We start from the raw sequence: 12,805 nt of genomic DNA on the forward strand, positions 1-12,805 counted from the left end.
AGCATTCCTTAAATCCTTATTTGATATGTCACGAGAATGGATCTTTCCCATGTTCCATTGTCATCGTCAGACGGAGCCGAACGGGTCGGCACCTTATTCGATCCTCGAATTCTACAATCTACGATCGATCCTGAGTTCGACAACATAACTCGGCTTGCTGCGGCTGTTTTGGGAACTGAAGGCGCGGCAATCAGCCTTATTGACAAGGGCCGTCAGCGGTTCAAATCCGTACATGGCATAGCCATTTTGCCAGCATTCGGAACTTTCGTATCCCGCCACCATACCGTTACGCCAGGCGAAACGGTGGTTGTCAGTGATGCTCTGCTGGACCCTCGTTTCGGCAACACCCCCCTTGTCACAGCGGGCCGTGGAATACGGTTTTACGCCAGCGCGCCGCTCACCCTTAAGTCAGGACAGTGCATAGGTACATTTTGCGTTTTTGATCGAGCAACAAGAGATGGTTCGGAGGATGCTCCCAGATCAATCCTTACAGACTTCGCCAGAGTTGCCACTGACTTGATCGAATCCCGCCACGCGCGCAGGGCGGACGAAATCGCTGCGCGCGTAGTGGAGACGATGTCAGATGCTGTTGTGGCCGCCGATCGGCAAGGCCGAATAGTCTATTGGAACTGTGCAGCGGAGAAAATGTTCGGCCGCACCCAAGAGGACGCAGTGGGCGAGGATATTGGGATCATCATTCCTGAAAGACTGGCCGTCAGCCATGCAGATCTTTTTTCTCATGCATTCCTGCGCTCAGATATGCATCCGTTCGAGCTGGCAGGAGTCCGCGCTAATGGGCAGGAATTTCCTGCCGAGCTGTCGCTCGCGCCTTGGGGCACTACCCTCCCCCATGTTGGGTTTGCCGCTATCATTCGTGACATTTCAAAGCGGATAGCGCTCAAACGGCAACGAGAGAGCGCAAAGAACTTTTTGGATACGGTGGTTCGCAATCTGCCGGCGATGCTTTTCGTAAAAGACGCTGAAACACGGGAATATATTTGGATCAACCGAGCTGGCGAGCAGGTCATTGGGCTCCCAGCAGACAAGATAATTGGACGTACGGACCGCGAGCTGTTTCGAGACTATGGCGCCGCCTATGAGCAGCGGGACACCGATGCCATTGCTTCGCCGGACGACGTAAGGTTTGAAAGTGAATTCGTCCGCGATGACGGCGAGGTAATGCATCTTCGGACAACCCGGACCATGATCGATGGTCCTGACCAGCCCCGACAATATATTCTGGGAATATCCGAGGACGTTACCGCCACTCGCCTGGCCGAATCAAAAGTGCGTCGGCTGGCGCATTACGATACCCTTACCGGGGTACTAAATCGCTCAAGCTTCAATGAGAAGCTTCGCCGCTTGGTCGAACGTGAGGCAAAGTTCGCCCTCCTCAGCGTTGACCTGGATCGCTTCAAAGCGGTCAATGATCAGTTGGGCCATACAGGAGGCGACACCGTCCTCGCCGCAGTAGCCGATCGCCTGGTTGATGCCGTCGGTGATGCAGGTTGGATCGCTCGGGTCGGTGGGGATGAGTTCGTCGCGGTGTTGACTTGCGAGCGGCTGCGCGAGTGCGCTCAGGAAATCGCTCACGCAATTACCATCTCTCTCGCGAAGCGTTTTACGACGGACAAGGGAGTGGCTCATCTGGGGGCGTCTGTAGGGATCGTTCTGAGCCCGGAAGATGGCTCAAGTGCAAGCGAATTGCGGGAAAATGTCGATCTTGCTTTATATCGCGCGAAACAGCAGGGCAAAGGCAATGCATGCTTTTTCAACTCGGAGATAGAAGCCGCGGCAGATGACCGTCGCAAACTTGAGAAAGATCTTCGCGCAGCGATTAAAGCCGGTGATATCACCCTAGCCTATCAACCTGTTGTGATGGCGAATACAGGGAAGATCACCAGCCTAGAGGCTTTGGCACGTTGGACGGCTCCAGTTCGTGGGCAAGTACCACCAGACATTTTCATTCCTTTGGCGGAAGAATGCGGCCTCATTGATCAGCTAGGCGAACAATTGCTTCGCATGGCTTGCATTTATGCCAGCACCTTGCCGGACAGCATTTGTGTTGCCGTCAATCTCTCGCCTCTTCAGTTTTTGCCAGGCAACCTTGTTGAAACAGTTCGCGAGGCTGTTGAAATTGCGGGAATTCGACCAGATCGGCTTCAAGTCGAGGTGACCGAAGGCCTCGTGATACGGGATGTAGACCGAACTTTCTATCAGCTCGCAGAGTTGCGAGAATTGGGCGTGAAGATCCTGATGGATGATTTTGGCGTTGGGTATTCGTCTCTGAGCTATTTTCAGCGCTTCCCCTTCGACAAGGTGAAACTCGACAAATCGTTCATAGAAGCCATCGAGGTATCTGCCGCCGCCCAAGGAATCGTCCAGGCGGTTATAGGGCTGGGCAAAGCCTTGGATATGGGCATCGTTGCTGAAGGCGTGGAAACGCCAGAACAGAGAGATATCCTCGTTGAAGCAGGCTGCACTCATCTTCAGGGGTATTTATTTGGGTGCGCGATGACACCTGAGGAGATACGGCGACTGCTGACCGATCCCATCAATACCGATTTAAGAACGGGCAGCTTATTCTCCTTCTATGGGAATATCAGCTAAGTGTGCGACGGCTCATACAGCCAAATCCTCGGTCAGGCTCGTACTCTCAGCCGCGCTGTCAGGACTATTTGATCCTGCAGCAGCGCGCTGGCCATAGCCAATCCTAGCCGTCAATAATTGGCGGGCGGATCACTGGCCGGGAAGCTTTCGTCGCTTGCTTGATCGACATTGTCCCAGCCTTCCTCTGGCGCATTGCGCATAGAATCAGGCCCTGCATCCCTTACTTCGGATATGCCGCACTCATCCTTATCAGCGACACATTTCCTCACCAGCTTATATCCTGCGAATCCTATAGCACCCATTATCGCAATTCTTGCCAAACCCATGCTCAGCTCCTTCGTTCAACAGTCGATCCGGATATTGGATTCCAACTCTGTCGGACTGCCAACGCTTGAATTTGGGTTTCCGGTCCCGCCCAGCCCATCTTCGATGAAGAGATCCGTCATCCTTTGCGCTTCACGCAAATGAAACTTGTTCGGACTACGTATTTGCCCTTATCAACCGGTGAATGAGCGGCCTTAATCCCATCAATGGTGAGGTGCATCCATCGGGGGGCGACGTGCAATTTACGAGGTGCGGCTTTTTCGGCCACCGCGTCAATCTCGCAAAGGCTTGGTACGATGGGCTGCATTTCAGGGCGGAATGCATGCGATGCGGATCTGCTCTGATAAGAGAATGCTTTGGGTGGAATACCTTTGACCCTGTTCGTCATTGCGATTGCCGCAGATCAGAACCTCCTGACTAGGTCGATCACTGACATCCGCAAGCCAAGCATCGCCTAGATCGGCAGTTGCAGGGGTCCGCAATTGTTTGGGGCCTCTCAACTCTAGACATGTAGGATATTTTGGAACAAACCATAAACATCGTTCACAATGGGAGTTTAATGTGGAGATGCTTATGGAGCCAGCCTGCAATGCCGGATGCAGTTCCTGTTACGCGAGTTGCGCCGTGCTTCCGTTCAGAATGGCTTGGTGGTTAAATGAGATTAGACGTCTTTGTCGAGCCCGCTCGCTTGATCCGCATCATCTCGGAATCCGCCAGCGGCTTGATACTGCGTTAGTTGCGCATGCAAACTTGACGCTACAGCTTCAGGATAGTCCTCGAAGGTCACGCCAACAGGCAATTCAGCCATTGCTCGAGCAATCATCCTCGACAATTCTTTTGAACTAGGCAAGTTCCTTCGCACGATGTCCGCCACAAATAGCTCATGGGGCTGTACCTGAAGAGCGACTGCAAGCTTGTCGATCCAGGTCTCATTCAATCGGCGCGTGCCCCTCTCTATCTTGCCGTAATTGTTGAGGGTGGTGCCAATAGCTTCAGCGACATCCGATTGAGAGAGATTGAGGCGCTTGCGTAGCTCAACGAGGTTATTCCTAGCCATGGCACAGTTGTGCCCAACTTGGGTACATTTCATAGTGGACCATTTGGGCACTTTTATCTGTTGCGATATGTGCCCACAATGGGCATATATCGCCTATGAAGCTTATCGATTACCTTCGAGCCACGGAAAAATCCGTCGCGGCCTTCGCTTGCGAGATCGGCGAACCTGACAGCACAGTTCGCAAAATCGTTTACGGCCAACGTCAACCGTCTCTACCACTGGCGGTGAAAATTGCCTTTGCCACTCGCGGGCGCGTGTCGGAGGCCGACCTCGTTTTGACAAGATCTGACACTTTAGACTGCGCAAATCAGGGTGCTGCAGTATGAACACGCGACAGCCGCGTTTGGCTTCAGGCACATCCTACTTTGGCCTCCGCTTAGATCCTTGCTACGATCTACGTGTAGTATTGGTGCACGAAGTAATCACCTGCGATCGCCTGCACAAAACGCAGCGCCGAGGCATCGCATGATGGCCAACCTCGCAAACAACGCCGCGCCATCTGCAGCAGGCTGGCACGTGCAGCCTGGCATCAATGGCGATCCGGCGGGGCACTATGTGTGCGATGCCCGCGGTCACGCGCTGGCCTGGTTCGAGCATGAGCGCGATGCCGTGCTGGCCGCTGCTGCCCCGGCCATGCTCGAGGCGCTGACGGGTGCTCACGGCGTGCTGTGCGGCGAGCGTCAGTCCCGTGTGCCTCTCATGCAGCGCTGGCCCGCGATGCTCGAGGCGATCGGCCTCGCCATCCTCAGGGCCCGCGCGTGATGGCCGGCCTTATCCCTGCCCTCGCCTCGCTGGTGCTGATCGCCGGCGCCGCTTTCGTCATGGCGGTCATTGCCGACTGCCTGCTCACCATCTGGGAACAACTGGCATGACCAAGACCCGCGCCCCCCTCTCCTTCTCGCTGGCGGTCATGACCATCATCGGTGTCATCGGCCCTGCCCAGGCCAAACGCGTGACAGGCCGCTCGGACAGGCTGCTGCGCTTCTGGAGCGAGAGCGACAGGCCAGACCTGCCCGCGCTCGACAAGGCCATTGCCCTGGACCGCGCCTTTATCGAGGCCGGCGGCGGCTTTGCCCCGATCCTGGAATCCTATGCCCGCCAGCTCGATGTCTCGCTGACCGATACCATCGCCTGCCGCACCGCCCTTGCAGAAGACATCGCCACCGTCTCGCGCGAGGTCGCAGAGGCCATCGGCGCCAGCGTCAGGGTCATGCAGCCCGATGCAAGCGATGCCGCCTTCTTCCGCGCGGTCGCAGAAACAGAACAGGCAAGCTCGGTCGTCATCGGCCTGCTTGCCCGGCTCAGATCTTTCATGCCCGGCAATAGGGCCGGCCGTGATCGGGGGAATACAAGATGACGGGTGATACGGCCAAGCTGCCTCATGTGCGATGCCCTTCCTGCGGCGGGAAGGCTTTTGCCCGCAGCACCGGCAAGCACAGCCTCACATACCGCGAGGCCTACTACCACTGCCGCAATCCCGATGCCTGCGGCCACCAGTTCGTCGTCGCCATGGAAGCCATCCGCACCACCAGGCCAAGCCGCTTCCCTTCGCCGCGCGCCATGCTGCCCATCAGCACCTGGCGCAATGCGGCCAATGACAGGGCCGCCAATGACGATGGCGCAGACGGCAATCCCGAAGAGCCGGCAGCAGGCACCGTGACCGACAGCTGAGCTCAGGGCTCATGCGGCCAGCATAACGCCGCCGCACGAGCCCTGAGCTGATCTTCCCCTTCCCTGATCATCCCGATTGTCCGGGCCTCCCGGCGACACAGCGTCGCCGGGCACGCTCCCCCCTTGCCCTGATACCCCGGCCATGCCGCCGCATGGCGATACCAAGGACCCCCTCATGCGCAGCGTCCCCTTCCTCCTGAGACTGATCGAACCTGTCACATCTGCTCCAGCTGCGCGCCCGGTCATGAAGCCCTGGATCTATGTGCGCCTGCGGCGCGAGGCAGCGGGACTGTCGATTGAGGAAGCAGCCCGCCCCTTTTGGAAGCAAGAGCATCACCGCGCTGACGTCGAGCGCAACCTCGCCCGGCTCGAGCAACCCGGGGTGCGGCTGCGCCGGGGCTTCCACACCGCCGATCTTGCGCGCGCCTTTCCCTTCGAAATCGAGGTCTATCGCCAGCTGTGCGAGGCGCCCGAGGAGAGCCATCCGCGGCTGTGCCTGGCCTGTGGCTGGGACGAATGGACCATCCAGCCCGATACGCTCGGCCAGGACAGCACCTGGTCGACGAGCGATCCGCAGCTGTGCACGCTGTGCGAGCAACTCGGCCGGGCCAAGGCGGTCGGGTGATGCGCTCCTCCCCGCCGATCCATCCCTTGTGGTGCCGCTGCGGCTGCGCCCGCCCGCATCGTCGGCGCCGGCACTGGCGCGGTTCGCCCCGCTCGGCGCGCGCCCTGCTTGGCCTGTTGCTGCTCGCCGGCATGCTGGCCGGCCTCACCCTCATCCATTTTGCTCCGGCCGTTGCGGCCGCTCTCAACTGAAAGGACCACCTGCCATGGCAGAGACTGCTGATGATCGCCTGCGCCTGTTTATCGAGCGTATCGAGCGGCTCGAGGAAGAGAAGAAGGGCATCTCTGACGACATTCGCGAAACTTATGGAGAAGTGAAGGCGGTTGGATATGACGCGCCGATCGTCCGCCAGATCGTGCGCCTGCGCAAGATGCGCCCCGATGCGCGGCAGGAAATGGAAGCGCTGCTCGACACCTACAAGGCAGCGCTCGGGCTCGACTGATGAACCGCACTGTTGCCCGCCTGCTGGTCATCGTTGCTACGATCCTTGCCATCCCCTTCATCATCGTGGCCGTGTTTGCCGCGGCCATGGGAGAGCGCCGGTGAGCCGCCCCACCATCGCCATGCAGAATGCCCGCATCCGTGAGCTCGATGCCATCCGCTGCGCCCGCCCCCTGACCGATGCCGAGGCGCGCGAGGCCGACCATCTGGCCGCCTGCGCCTATCATCGCATCTACCGCGCCCAGCGCGCAGAGCGCTGGGGCCATCCCACCGCCCGTGCCCGGGCGCGCCAGGCGCCCGATCGCGAGGCTATCAGTCAGGGCCAGATGCGATGAGCTCGCTCACCTTCCATCCGCTCGATGATATCGCCCGCGATGGCGGGCATTATCTCGTGCGCGACGAGGCCGGACACCTGCACTGCGCCCGCTGGTCCGGCAGCCGCTGGGAATATGGCTGCGGCACCCCTGTCGCGCGCGTCATCATCGAGTACCGCCCCCGCCCCCTGCCGGCGAACCGCGCATGAGTGCCGAGCTCTCCGGTCCGCCGCAGGGCAAGGGCCGCCATCCCTGGGACTGGTATGTCGAGGAGCACTGGGTCACCCATGCCCTCGCCTCGGTCGTCCCGCTCGATCGGGCGGTGACCTATCTCGATCCCTGCTGCGGCCAGCTGCACATCCCTGAGGCGCTGGCCGCGCTTGGCCTACCCCATGTCCATGGCACCGACCTGTTCGAGCGCGCGCCCGATCACCGCCTGTTTCTGGGCTGCCATGACTTCCTGGGCGACCAGCGTCATCTGCTCGAGGCCTCGCAGCGTCTCTCAATCATCATGAACCCGCCCTATTCCTGCCAGGATGGCCGGCGCGTGCGTGGCCTTGCCGAACAGTTCATCCGCCGCGCCCTGGCTATCGCCACCGACAAGGTCTGCGCCGTCCTCCCGCTCAAGTGGCTTGGCAGCGCCGGGCGCTACCAGCTGTTCGCCCAGTTCCCGCCGGCTGCCATCTGGATCCTGAGCGAGCGGCCCTCAATGCCCCCCGGCGATGCCATCGCAGCCCTGGGCAAGGCTGCCTTCAACAACGGCAAGGTCGATTACATGTGGGTCGTCTGGGATGCCGCAGCCCCGCCGCTCCTCGCTGCTGACGGAACGCCGCCAACCGCGCCGATCAGCTGGATCGCTCCGCGGCAGAAGACGAAAAAGCTGCGCCCCAAGAGCGCACACGCTGAAATCCACCTCCCACTCCATGCCGTCTCCGAAAGCTCCTGACATGATTGAACCCAGCCTCTCCGGTCGCTTCCTGTCGGTGCGCGATGTGATGAATCAGACATCCCTATCACGCGCCACAATCTACCGCCTGATGGCCAATGGGCAGTTTCCTAAGTGCTTCCCGATCAGCCCTGGTCGCGTGTCCTGGCATGCTGATGCGATCGAAGCATGGAAAAATAGGCATTTGCAGCGCCTCGCCGGCTGATCCGGTCAGGAAAGCACCAGCTCGTGCAGCGTCCTATCCAAATTTCTTAATGCGAAAGACCCTTCGATGATGCTAATCATCCGCAGCGCCGCAAATTTAAAAACGCTTTCGCCGATTGGGGGCATTTTTGGGGGCATCAGCATTTTTAGCGGCCGAGATTTTCGCCAATTTTCAAGCGCATCGGGTGTTGCTAGGGCACTCCACCGCTTCCGCCAGTTTTGCATTTCGCCTTGGCTTGATGTGCAGAGCAATCATCAATGACAAACATGGCTTGTTCGCTGGCAGCGCTGATATTGCAGCGCTCAACATGCCAATCCGGAAAGTAATCGAGGTGGCGGGGCGATTACTATTCGCAGCCATCTTTTCATGGCCTGATTTTTTGGAAGGTTGAAAATCAACATCAATATAACGGCCGCTCTGCGCTATAGCTGAGCGGCCGCTAAAATGCATCTATCCGTAACCGCAAAGAGGAAACGGTCAGGAAAGCATCTCGTTAAGGAACGCGACTTCCGCGCCCAAAGAAGAAGCCGACAACCAGAATTACGGCAGCAACGACAAGGAAAATCTTGGCGAGGTCAGCCGAAAGTCCGGCAACGCCTCCAAAGCCAAGCAGCGCGGCGATCAGCGCGACAACGGCGAATATAATGGCCCAGCGAAACATGCGGCCTCCTCTGTAATGTGCTGTATCGAGATTTTCGACCAGTTCTGGCATCACAACCGGCAAATAACGGCAATGTTCCGGGCTTATTGTGCGACCGCGCAGGGTCACGATCCGACACAGATCGTGACCCTGGATATTCGTCAATGGCAATGCTGCGCCCTCCCCGATCGCGTCAGGCACATCTGCGGGATCATCCGTTCAGGAAAGAACGCCCGATCGGCGATCATCCGCATGGGCGGCCGGATCGTACAGCACCCAACCGTGCTTCTGGCGGATCAGCGGTTGCCGACAGCGCGCGCAGTCCGTGCGGTAGTTGAGTCCATCGTGAGACACCCTCTTGCGGTTGACGCGGTGCCCCAGGAATTCACAAATAGTCAGCCTTATCATCTTGCGTTCGCCCCCTGGCCAATCGCTTGGTTGCATGTGCTGACGATGGCTGCCGTCCAAAGCCCCCTCGTCGCCAACCTAGTACAAACCCGTAGATGTAAAATCGACGAAACAATCGCGTTACATTAACGGTCGTCGTTCACCATGGGCAAGAATGCCGCGCAGGTCGCTGGATTCATGAAGTATATTCAACAGGAAAGGGCGTCGGGTCAGTCACGAATGGGATGCGAGAGGAAACTGGGAGCATCGCAGTTGGACAATTCATCTTGCGAATCACTGCATAGGCTGACCGCAAGGAATAGCCCCCGTGATCAACCACGTCGGGGCAATTGATCGCGATCGATGGCTCAGCCAAAGACCGGCAAATGCGTGTTCGACAGGGGAATGCAGGATGAGTCTGGAAACCGGAACAGAAACCAGGCTGGCGCTGGCAAGACGGTGGGAGGTGCCTGCTCGGTGGGCCATGCATTTGTCGATAGCGGGCATCGCCCTTTCCTGGCTGGTGCAAGAGTTCTGGGTAGCCGTTGCCTCTGCGGTAGTCGCCACGCCGGCTGCTTGGCTCTTCAATCTTCACTGCCCGGCGTGCGCTTGGCCCGCCTACCGTGTTCATGGGACCGCGAACGCCAAGCATGCGGCGGATCAATTGCTGGCGCAGTTGCATTCCAAGCATCTTTGGAAGCAGCCAACGGCATGTTCAAAATGCGGACATTCGTTCCGCTTGTCAGAAAACATCAGCAAGACCGCCCCCTAGTGGACAAGTGGAACGATCAATATCCGTTTCCCGTGCGTTGACGCTGCTGTGTCTGAAGGTGACATCTGGACATGGTAGAAATAGTGTTTTCATCAAACTGTAGAAAATCAGGAAATTCCATGTCCCAGCCCATCGATCGCCTGCTTTCCATCATGGCCCAGTTGCGCGATCCGGAAACCGGCTGTTCCTGGGATGTCGCGCAAAGCTTCGCCACCATCGCGCCCTATACGATCGAGGAAGCCTATGAGGTGGCCGATGCCATCGAACGGGCGGATATGGAGGATCTGCGCGGCGAACTGGGCGATCTGCTGCTGCAGGTGGTATTCCACGCGCGCATTGCGGAAGAAGCCGGGCATTTCGGTTTCCACGATGTCGCCACTGCCATCGCAGACAAGATGGAAAGCCGCCATCCGCATGTCTTCGGCGAAAATGCCACCGGCGGCGGCCATCAGCAGTGGGAACAGATCAAGGCGCAGGAACGGGCCAGCAAGGGCGGCACCGGCGCGCTCGACGGGGTCGCTTCCGCCCTTCCCGCGTTGCTGCGCGCGGAAAAACTGCAGAAACGCGCCGCGCGCACCGGTTTCGACTGGCCCGATGCCGCTGGTTCCCGCGCCAAGGTGGATGAGGAACTGATCGAAGTCGCCACTGCCACCACCCAGGCAGAGGTGGAGGAAGAGATTGGCGATCTGCTGTTCGCGGTGGTCAATTGGGCGCGCAAGCTGGGCGTCGATCCCGAAGCCGCGCTGCGCCAGGCCAACCGCAAGTTCGAAAACCGCTTCCGCGCGATGGAGGCGCTCGATCCCGATTTCGTGCAACGCAGCCTGGATGAAAAGGAAGCGCTGTGGGTGCAGGTCAAACAGGCCGGCAAACCCGCCACCGGCTCAGCCTGATTTCACGCGCCCCTGATCAGGAATACATGGTAATAAAACAGCTCGCGCAGCAGAAACTCCGCACGGGTCTTCAGGCTGCGATACCGGCTGGTTCTGGTCGCTGACCCGCGACAGTCCATCTGCAGGGCGCCGCACATCGCCAGGCTGCGTTTCAGATGCAGTGGATCGCTGACAACCAGGGCCCGGCGCCATTGCCGCTGTTGCATGATCGTGCGGGCTTGTCGCAAATTGCCAGGGGTCGTGCGGCTGACCACTTCAGTATCGATAGCAGCCGCGGGAATGCCACCCGCCATGGCAAAATTCTTCGCCACCGTAGCTTCGGCCGGCACAGCCGGGCTTGCCGTGCCGCCGGTAAAGATCAGCCCCCTCACCCTTCCCTGCCGATAGAGCAACATCCCATGGCGGATCCGCTGCTCGAACACCGGGGATGGCTGGTTTCCGCTGACGGCTGCGCCCAGCACGATCGCCACATCGGCGCTTGAGCCGTCATCCTGCAAGCCCGCGCGTACGATGAGCAGGGACAGCACCACCAGCCAGGCAAAAAAGCCCAGCAAAACCCATGTCAGGATACGGCGAAACCGTCCGCGCGGCCGCCCCGCCAATGGGCCAGGTGGCCGCGCATTCACGGGCTTAACTGGCTGGTTTGTCGCCAAAACGGGTCAGGAAGCGTTCATGATCCTGCGGCGCCATGCGCACCTCATAGATCGCTGTATCCTCTTCAATCTGCTGCTCCAGCACTTCACCATGCTGATGCAGCCAGGCCGCGCCAGCGCCATCGCTGAGATCCAGCACGATCCGATACCGCCGGTGCGCCTTGGTCAGCAGCCCTGCCATTCGCGCGGTGAGAGTGTCGATCCCCTCCCCCGTCAGCGCGGAAATCACCACCGTGCTGTCGCTGTGCTCGGTTCGGCCAAGCAATTCGGTGCGCGTGTCTTCGTCCAGCAGGTCGAGCTTGTTCCACACCTCGATCCGGGGCGTGTCTTCCTCCACGCCGATATCCTTCAGCACCGCTTCGACATCGGCGCGCTGGGTGTCCGTTTCCGGGTGGGCGATATCGCGCACATGCACCAGCAGGTCGGCCGAAATCACCTCTTCCAGCGTGGCCTTGAAGGCCGCCACCAGCTGTGTCGGCAAATGCGAAATGAAACCCACCGTATCGGACAGGATTGCCTTGTCGATCCCGGGCAGGGAAATCTGCCGCAGGGTCGGGTCCAGTGTGGCGAACAGCAAATCCTCTGCCATCACCTGACTGCCGGTCAGCCGGTTGAACAGGGTGGATTTGCCGGCATTGGTATAGCCGACCAGCGCGATCACCGGCCAGGGCGCGCGCTGGCGCCGTTCCCGATGCAGCCCGCGCGTGCGTGTCACCGATTCCAGTTCGCGCCGCAGCCGGCCCATCCGGTCGCGGATCATCCGACGGTCAGCCTCGATCTGGGTTTCACCCGGTCCGCCCAGGAAGCCGAAGCCGCCGCGTTGGCGTTCAAGGTGGGTCCAGCTGCGGACCAGCCGGCTCTGCTGGTAATCCAGATGCGCCAGCTCGACCTGCAACCGCCCCTCGGCGGTGCTCGCGCGTTCGCCAAAGATTTCCAGGATCAGGCCGGTCCGATCGATCACCTTGCGGCGCAGCTTCTGTTCCAGATTGCGCTGCTGGATGGGGGAAAGGGCACCATCAATGATGACCAGTTCCACCTCTTCCTGTTCGCAGGCGGCCGCGATCCGTTCGATCTGCCCTTCGCCGAACAGGGTGCCGGGGCGCCGTTCCCGAATGGGGATGATCATGCCCTCGGCCACGACGATCCCGATCGCCAGCGCCAGGCCCTTTGCTTCTTCCAGGCGGGCATGCGGATCCTGCGCCTGACGCTGAGCCCGAAAGTCCGGGCACAGCACCAGCGCACGCGCACCGCGCGTTACCTCGCCTTCAAT

The 12,805-nt window shown here is 59.6% G+C and carries 18 protein-coding genes; 14 read left to right on the forward strand and 4 right to left on the reverse strand.

Annotated features, from left to right (window positions below):
• Positions 1-36: 36 nt before the first annotated feature.
• A complete protein-coding gene (locus GRI97_RS17540) occupies positions 37-2,610 on the forward strand; it encodes a sensor domain-containing phosphodiesterase (protein WP_161392537.1) in 2,574 nt (857 codons plus the stop codon).
• A 985-nt stretch (positions 2,611-3,595) separates the two neighbouring features.
• Here GRI97_RS17540 and GRI97_RS17550 read toward each other — a convergent pair.
• Positions 3,596-3,991 (reverse strand): helix-turn-helix domain-containing protein, encoded by a 396-nt coding sequence (locus tag GRI97_RS17550; protein WP_161392539.1) that lies wholly within the window; start codon positions 3,989-3,991, stop codon positions 3,596-3,598.
• A gap of 465 nt (positions 3,992-4,456) precedes the next feature.
• Here GRI97_RS17550 and GRI97_RS17555 point away from each other — a divergent pair, with 465 nt between their 5' ends.
• From GRI97_RS17555 to GRI97_RS17605, 11 genes are all read left to right on the forward strand, one after another.
• Complete coding sequence (locus GRI97_RS17555; RefSeq protein ID WP_161392540.1) at positions 4,457-4,753, forward strand: hypothetical protein; 297 nt, start codon at positions 4,457-4,459, stop codon at positions 4,751-4,753.
• Positions 4,754-4,859: 106 nt separating this feature from the next.
• Positions 4,860-5,348, forward strand: a complete 489-nt coding sequence (locus GRI97_RS17560; protein ID WP_161392541.1) for a hypothetical protein — start codon at positions 4,860-4,862, stop codon at positions 5,346-5,348.
• Positions 5,345-5,662 carry an ogr/Delta-like zinc finger family protein gene (locus tag GRI97_RS17565; RefSeq protein WP_161392542.1) on the forward strand — a complete coding sequence of 106 codons (318 nt, stop codon included), beginning with the start codon at positions 5,345-5,347 and terminating at the stop codon, positions 5,660-5,662. Before GRI97_RS17560 ends, GRI97_RS17565 begins: the two co-directional genes overlap by 4 nt.
• Before the next feature lie 244 nt (positions 5,663-5,906).
• Positions 5,907-6,287 carry a hypothetical protein gene (locus GRI97_RS17570; protein WP_161392543.1) on the forward strand — a complete coding sequence of 127 codons (381 nt, stop codon included), beginning with the start codon at positions 5,907-5,909 and terminating at the stop codon, positions 6,285-6,287.
• Positions 6,287-6,478 (forward strand): hypothetical protein, encoded by a 192-nt coding sequence (locus tag GRI97_RS17575; protein WP_161392544.1) that lies wholly within the window; start codon positions 6,287-6,289, stop codon positions 6,476-6,478. Before GRI97_RS17570 ends, GRI97_RS17575 begins: the two co-directional genes overlap by 1 nt.
• A gap of 14 nt (positions 6,479-6,492) precedes the next feature.
• Positions 6,493-6,729, forward strand: a complete 237-nt coding sequence (locus tag GRI97_RS17580) for a DUF2312 domain-containing protein (RefSeq protein WP_161392545.1) — start codon at positions 6,493-6,495, stop codon at positions 6,727-6,729.
• Between the two features lie 100 nt (positions 6,730-6,829).
• A complete protein-coding gene (locus GRI97_RS17585) occupies positions 6,830-7,063 on the forward strand; it encodes a hypothetical protein (protein ID WP_161392546.1) in 234 nt (77 codons plus the stop codon).
• Positions 7,060-7,251: a hypothetical protein gene (locus GRI97_RS17590; protein ID WP_161392547.1), complete on the forward strand. Its 192-nt coding sequence runs from the start codon at positions 7,060-7,062 to the stop codon at positions 7,249-7,251. Before GRI97_RS17585 ends, GRI97_RS17590 begins: the two co-directional genes overlap by 4 nt.
• A complete protein-coding gene (locus GRI97_RS17595; protein ID WP_161392548.1) occupies positions 7,248-7,988 on the forward strand; it encodes a hypothetical protein in 741 nt (246 codons plus the stop codon). The genes GRI97_RS17590 and GRI97_RS17595 overlap by 4 nt, the downstream gene beginning before the upstream one ends.
• A gap of 1 nt (position 7,989) precedes the next feature.
• Positions 7,990-8,193, forward strand: coding sequence for a helix-turn-helix transcriptional regulator (locus tag GRI97_RS17600; RefSeq protein ID WP_161392549.1), 204 nt, complete (start codon positions 7,990-7,992; stop codon positions 8,191-8,193).
• A gap of 115 nt (positions 8,194-8,308) precedes the next feature.
• Positions 8,309-8,584, forward strand: a complete 276-nt coding sequence (locus tag GRI97_RS17605; protein ID WP_161392550.1) for a hypothetical protein — start codon at positions 8,309-8,311, stop codon at positions 8,582-8,584.
• 102 nt (positions 8,585-8,686) lie between these two features.
• On the opposite strand, the gene GRI97_RS19015 is transcribed toward GRI97_RS17605, so the two are convergent.
• The gene (locus GRI97_RS19015) at positions 8,687-9,034 is read right to left on the reverse strand and encodes a DUF1328 domain-containing protein (protein ID WP_449252607.1); all 348 of its coding nucleotides are present in this window, start codon (positions 9,032-9,034) and stop codon (positions 8,687-8,689) included.
• A 598-nt stretch (positions 9,035-9,632) separates the two neighbouring features.
• On the opposite strand from GRI97_RS19015, the gene GRI97_RS17615 reads away from it, so the two are divergent.
• Both GRI97_RS17615 and mazG read left to right on the forward strand, forming a co-directional pair.
• Complete coding sequence (locus tag GRI97_RS17615; protein ID WP_161392551.1) at positions 9,633-9,992, forward strand: hypothetical protein; 360 nt, start codon at positions 9,633-9,635, stop codon at positions 9,990-9,992.
• Between the two features lie 119 nt (positions 9,993-10,111).
• A complete protein-coding gene (gene mazG, locus GRI97_RS17620) occupies positions 10,112-10,882 on the forward strand; it encodes a nucleoside triphosphate pyrophosphohydrolase (RefSeq protein ID WP_161392552.1) in 771 nt (256 codons plus the stop codon).
• 2 nt (positions 10,883-10,884) lie between these two features.
• Here mazG and GRI97_RS17625 read toward each other — a convergent pair whose 3' ends face one another.
• Complete coding sequence (locus GRI97_RS17625; RefSeq protein ID WP_202392841.1) at positions 10,885-11,436, reverse strand: YdcF family protein; 552 nt, start codon at positions 11,434-11,436, stop codon at positions 10,885-10,887.
• A gap of 76 nt (positions 11,437-11,512) precedes the next feature.
• Entirely contained in the window at positions 11,513-12,769 is a 1,257-nt protein-coding gene (gene hflX, locus GRI97_RS17630; RefSeq protein WP_328598593.1) for a GTPase HflX, read from the reverse strand.
• Positions 12,770-12,805: the final 36 nt, after the last annotated feature.

Origin of the sequence: Croceibacterium xixiisoli, from assembly GCF_009827305.1 — a bacterium.
Lineage (GTDB): Bacteria > Pseudomonadota > Alphaproteobacteria > Sphingomonadales > Sphingomonadaceae > Croceibacterium_C > Croceibacterium_C xixiisoli.

Bases quoted from the DNA above. Each gene is read 5' to 3' on its own strand.
- GRI97_RS17595 (WP_161392548.1), top strand. From the start codon at position 7,248: ATGAGTGCCGAGCTCTCCGGTCCGCCGCAGGGCAAGGGCCGCCATCCC.
- GRI97_RS17580 (WP_161392545.1), top strand. From the start codon at position 6,493: ATGGCAGAGACTGCTGATGATCGCCTGCGCCTGTTTATCGAGCGTATC.
- mazG (WP_161392552.1), top strand. From the start codon at position 10,112: ATGTCCCAGCCCATCGATCGCCTGCTTTCCATCATGGCCCAGTTGCGC.
- GRI97_RS17575 (WP_161392544.1), top strand. From the start codon at position 6,287: ATGCGCTCCTCCCCGCCGATCCATCCCTTGTGGTGCCGCTGCGGCTGC.
- GRI97_RS17565 (WP_161392542.1), top strand. From the start codon at position 5,345: ATGACGGGTGATACGGCCAAGCTGCCTCATGTGCGATGCCCTTCCTGC.
- GRI97_RS17540 (WP_161392537.1), top strand. From the start codon at position 37: ATGGATCTTTCCCATGTTCCATTGTCATCGTCAGACGGAGCCGAACGG.
- GRI97_RS17590 (WP_161392547.1), top strand. From the start codon at position 7,060: ATGAGCTCGCTCACCTTCCATCCGCTCGATGATATCGCCCGCGATGGC.
- GRI97_RS17615 (WP_161392551.1), top strand. From the start codon at position 9,633: ATGAGTCTGGAAACCGGAACAGAAACCAGGCTGGCGCTGGCAAGACGG.
- GRI97_RS17550 (WP_161392539.1), bottom strand. From the start codon at position 3,991: ATGGCTAGGAATAACCTCGTTGAGCTACGCAAGCGCCTCAATCTCTCT.
- GRI97_RS17560 (WP_161392541.1), top strand. From the start codon at position 4,860: ATGACCAAGACCCGCGCCCCCCTCTCCTTCTCGCTGGCGGTCATGACC.
- GRI97_RS17570 (WP_161392543.1), top strand. From the start codon at position 5,907: ATGAAGCCCTGGATCTATGTGCGCCTGCGGCGCGAGGCAGCGGGACTG.
- GRI97_RS17555 (WP_161392540.1), top strand. From the start codon at position 4,457: ATGATGGCCAACCTCGCAAACAACGCCGCGCCATCTGCAGCAGGCTGG.
- GRI97_RS17600 (WP_161392549.1), top strand. From the start codon at position 7,990: ATGATTGAACCCAGCCTCTCCGGTCGCTTCCTGTCGGTGCGCGATGTG.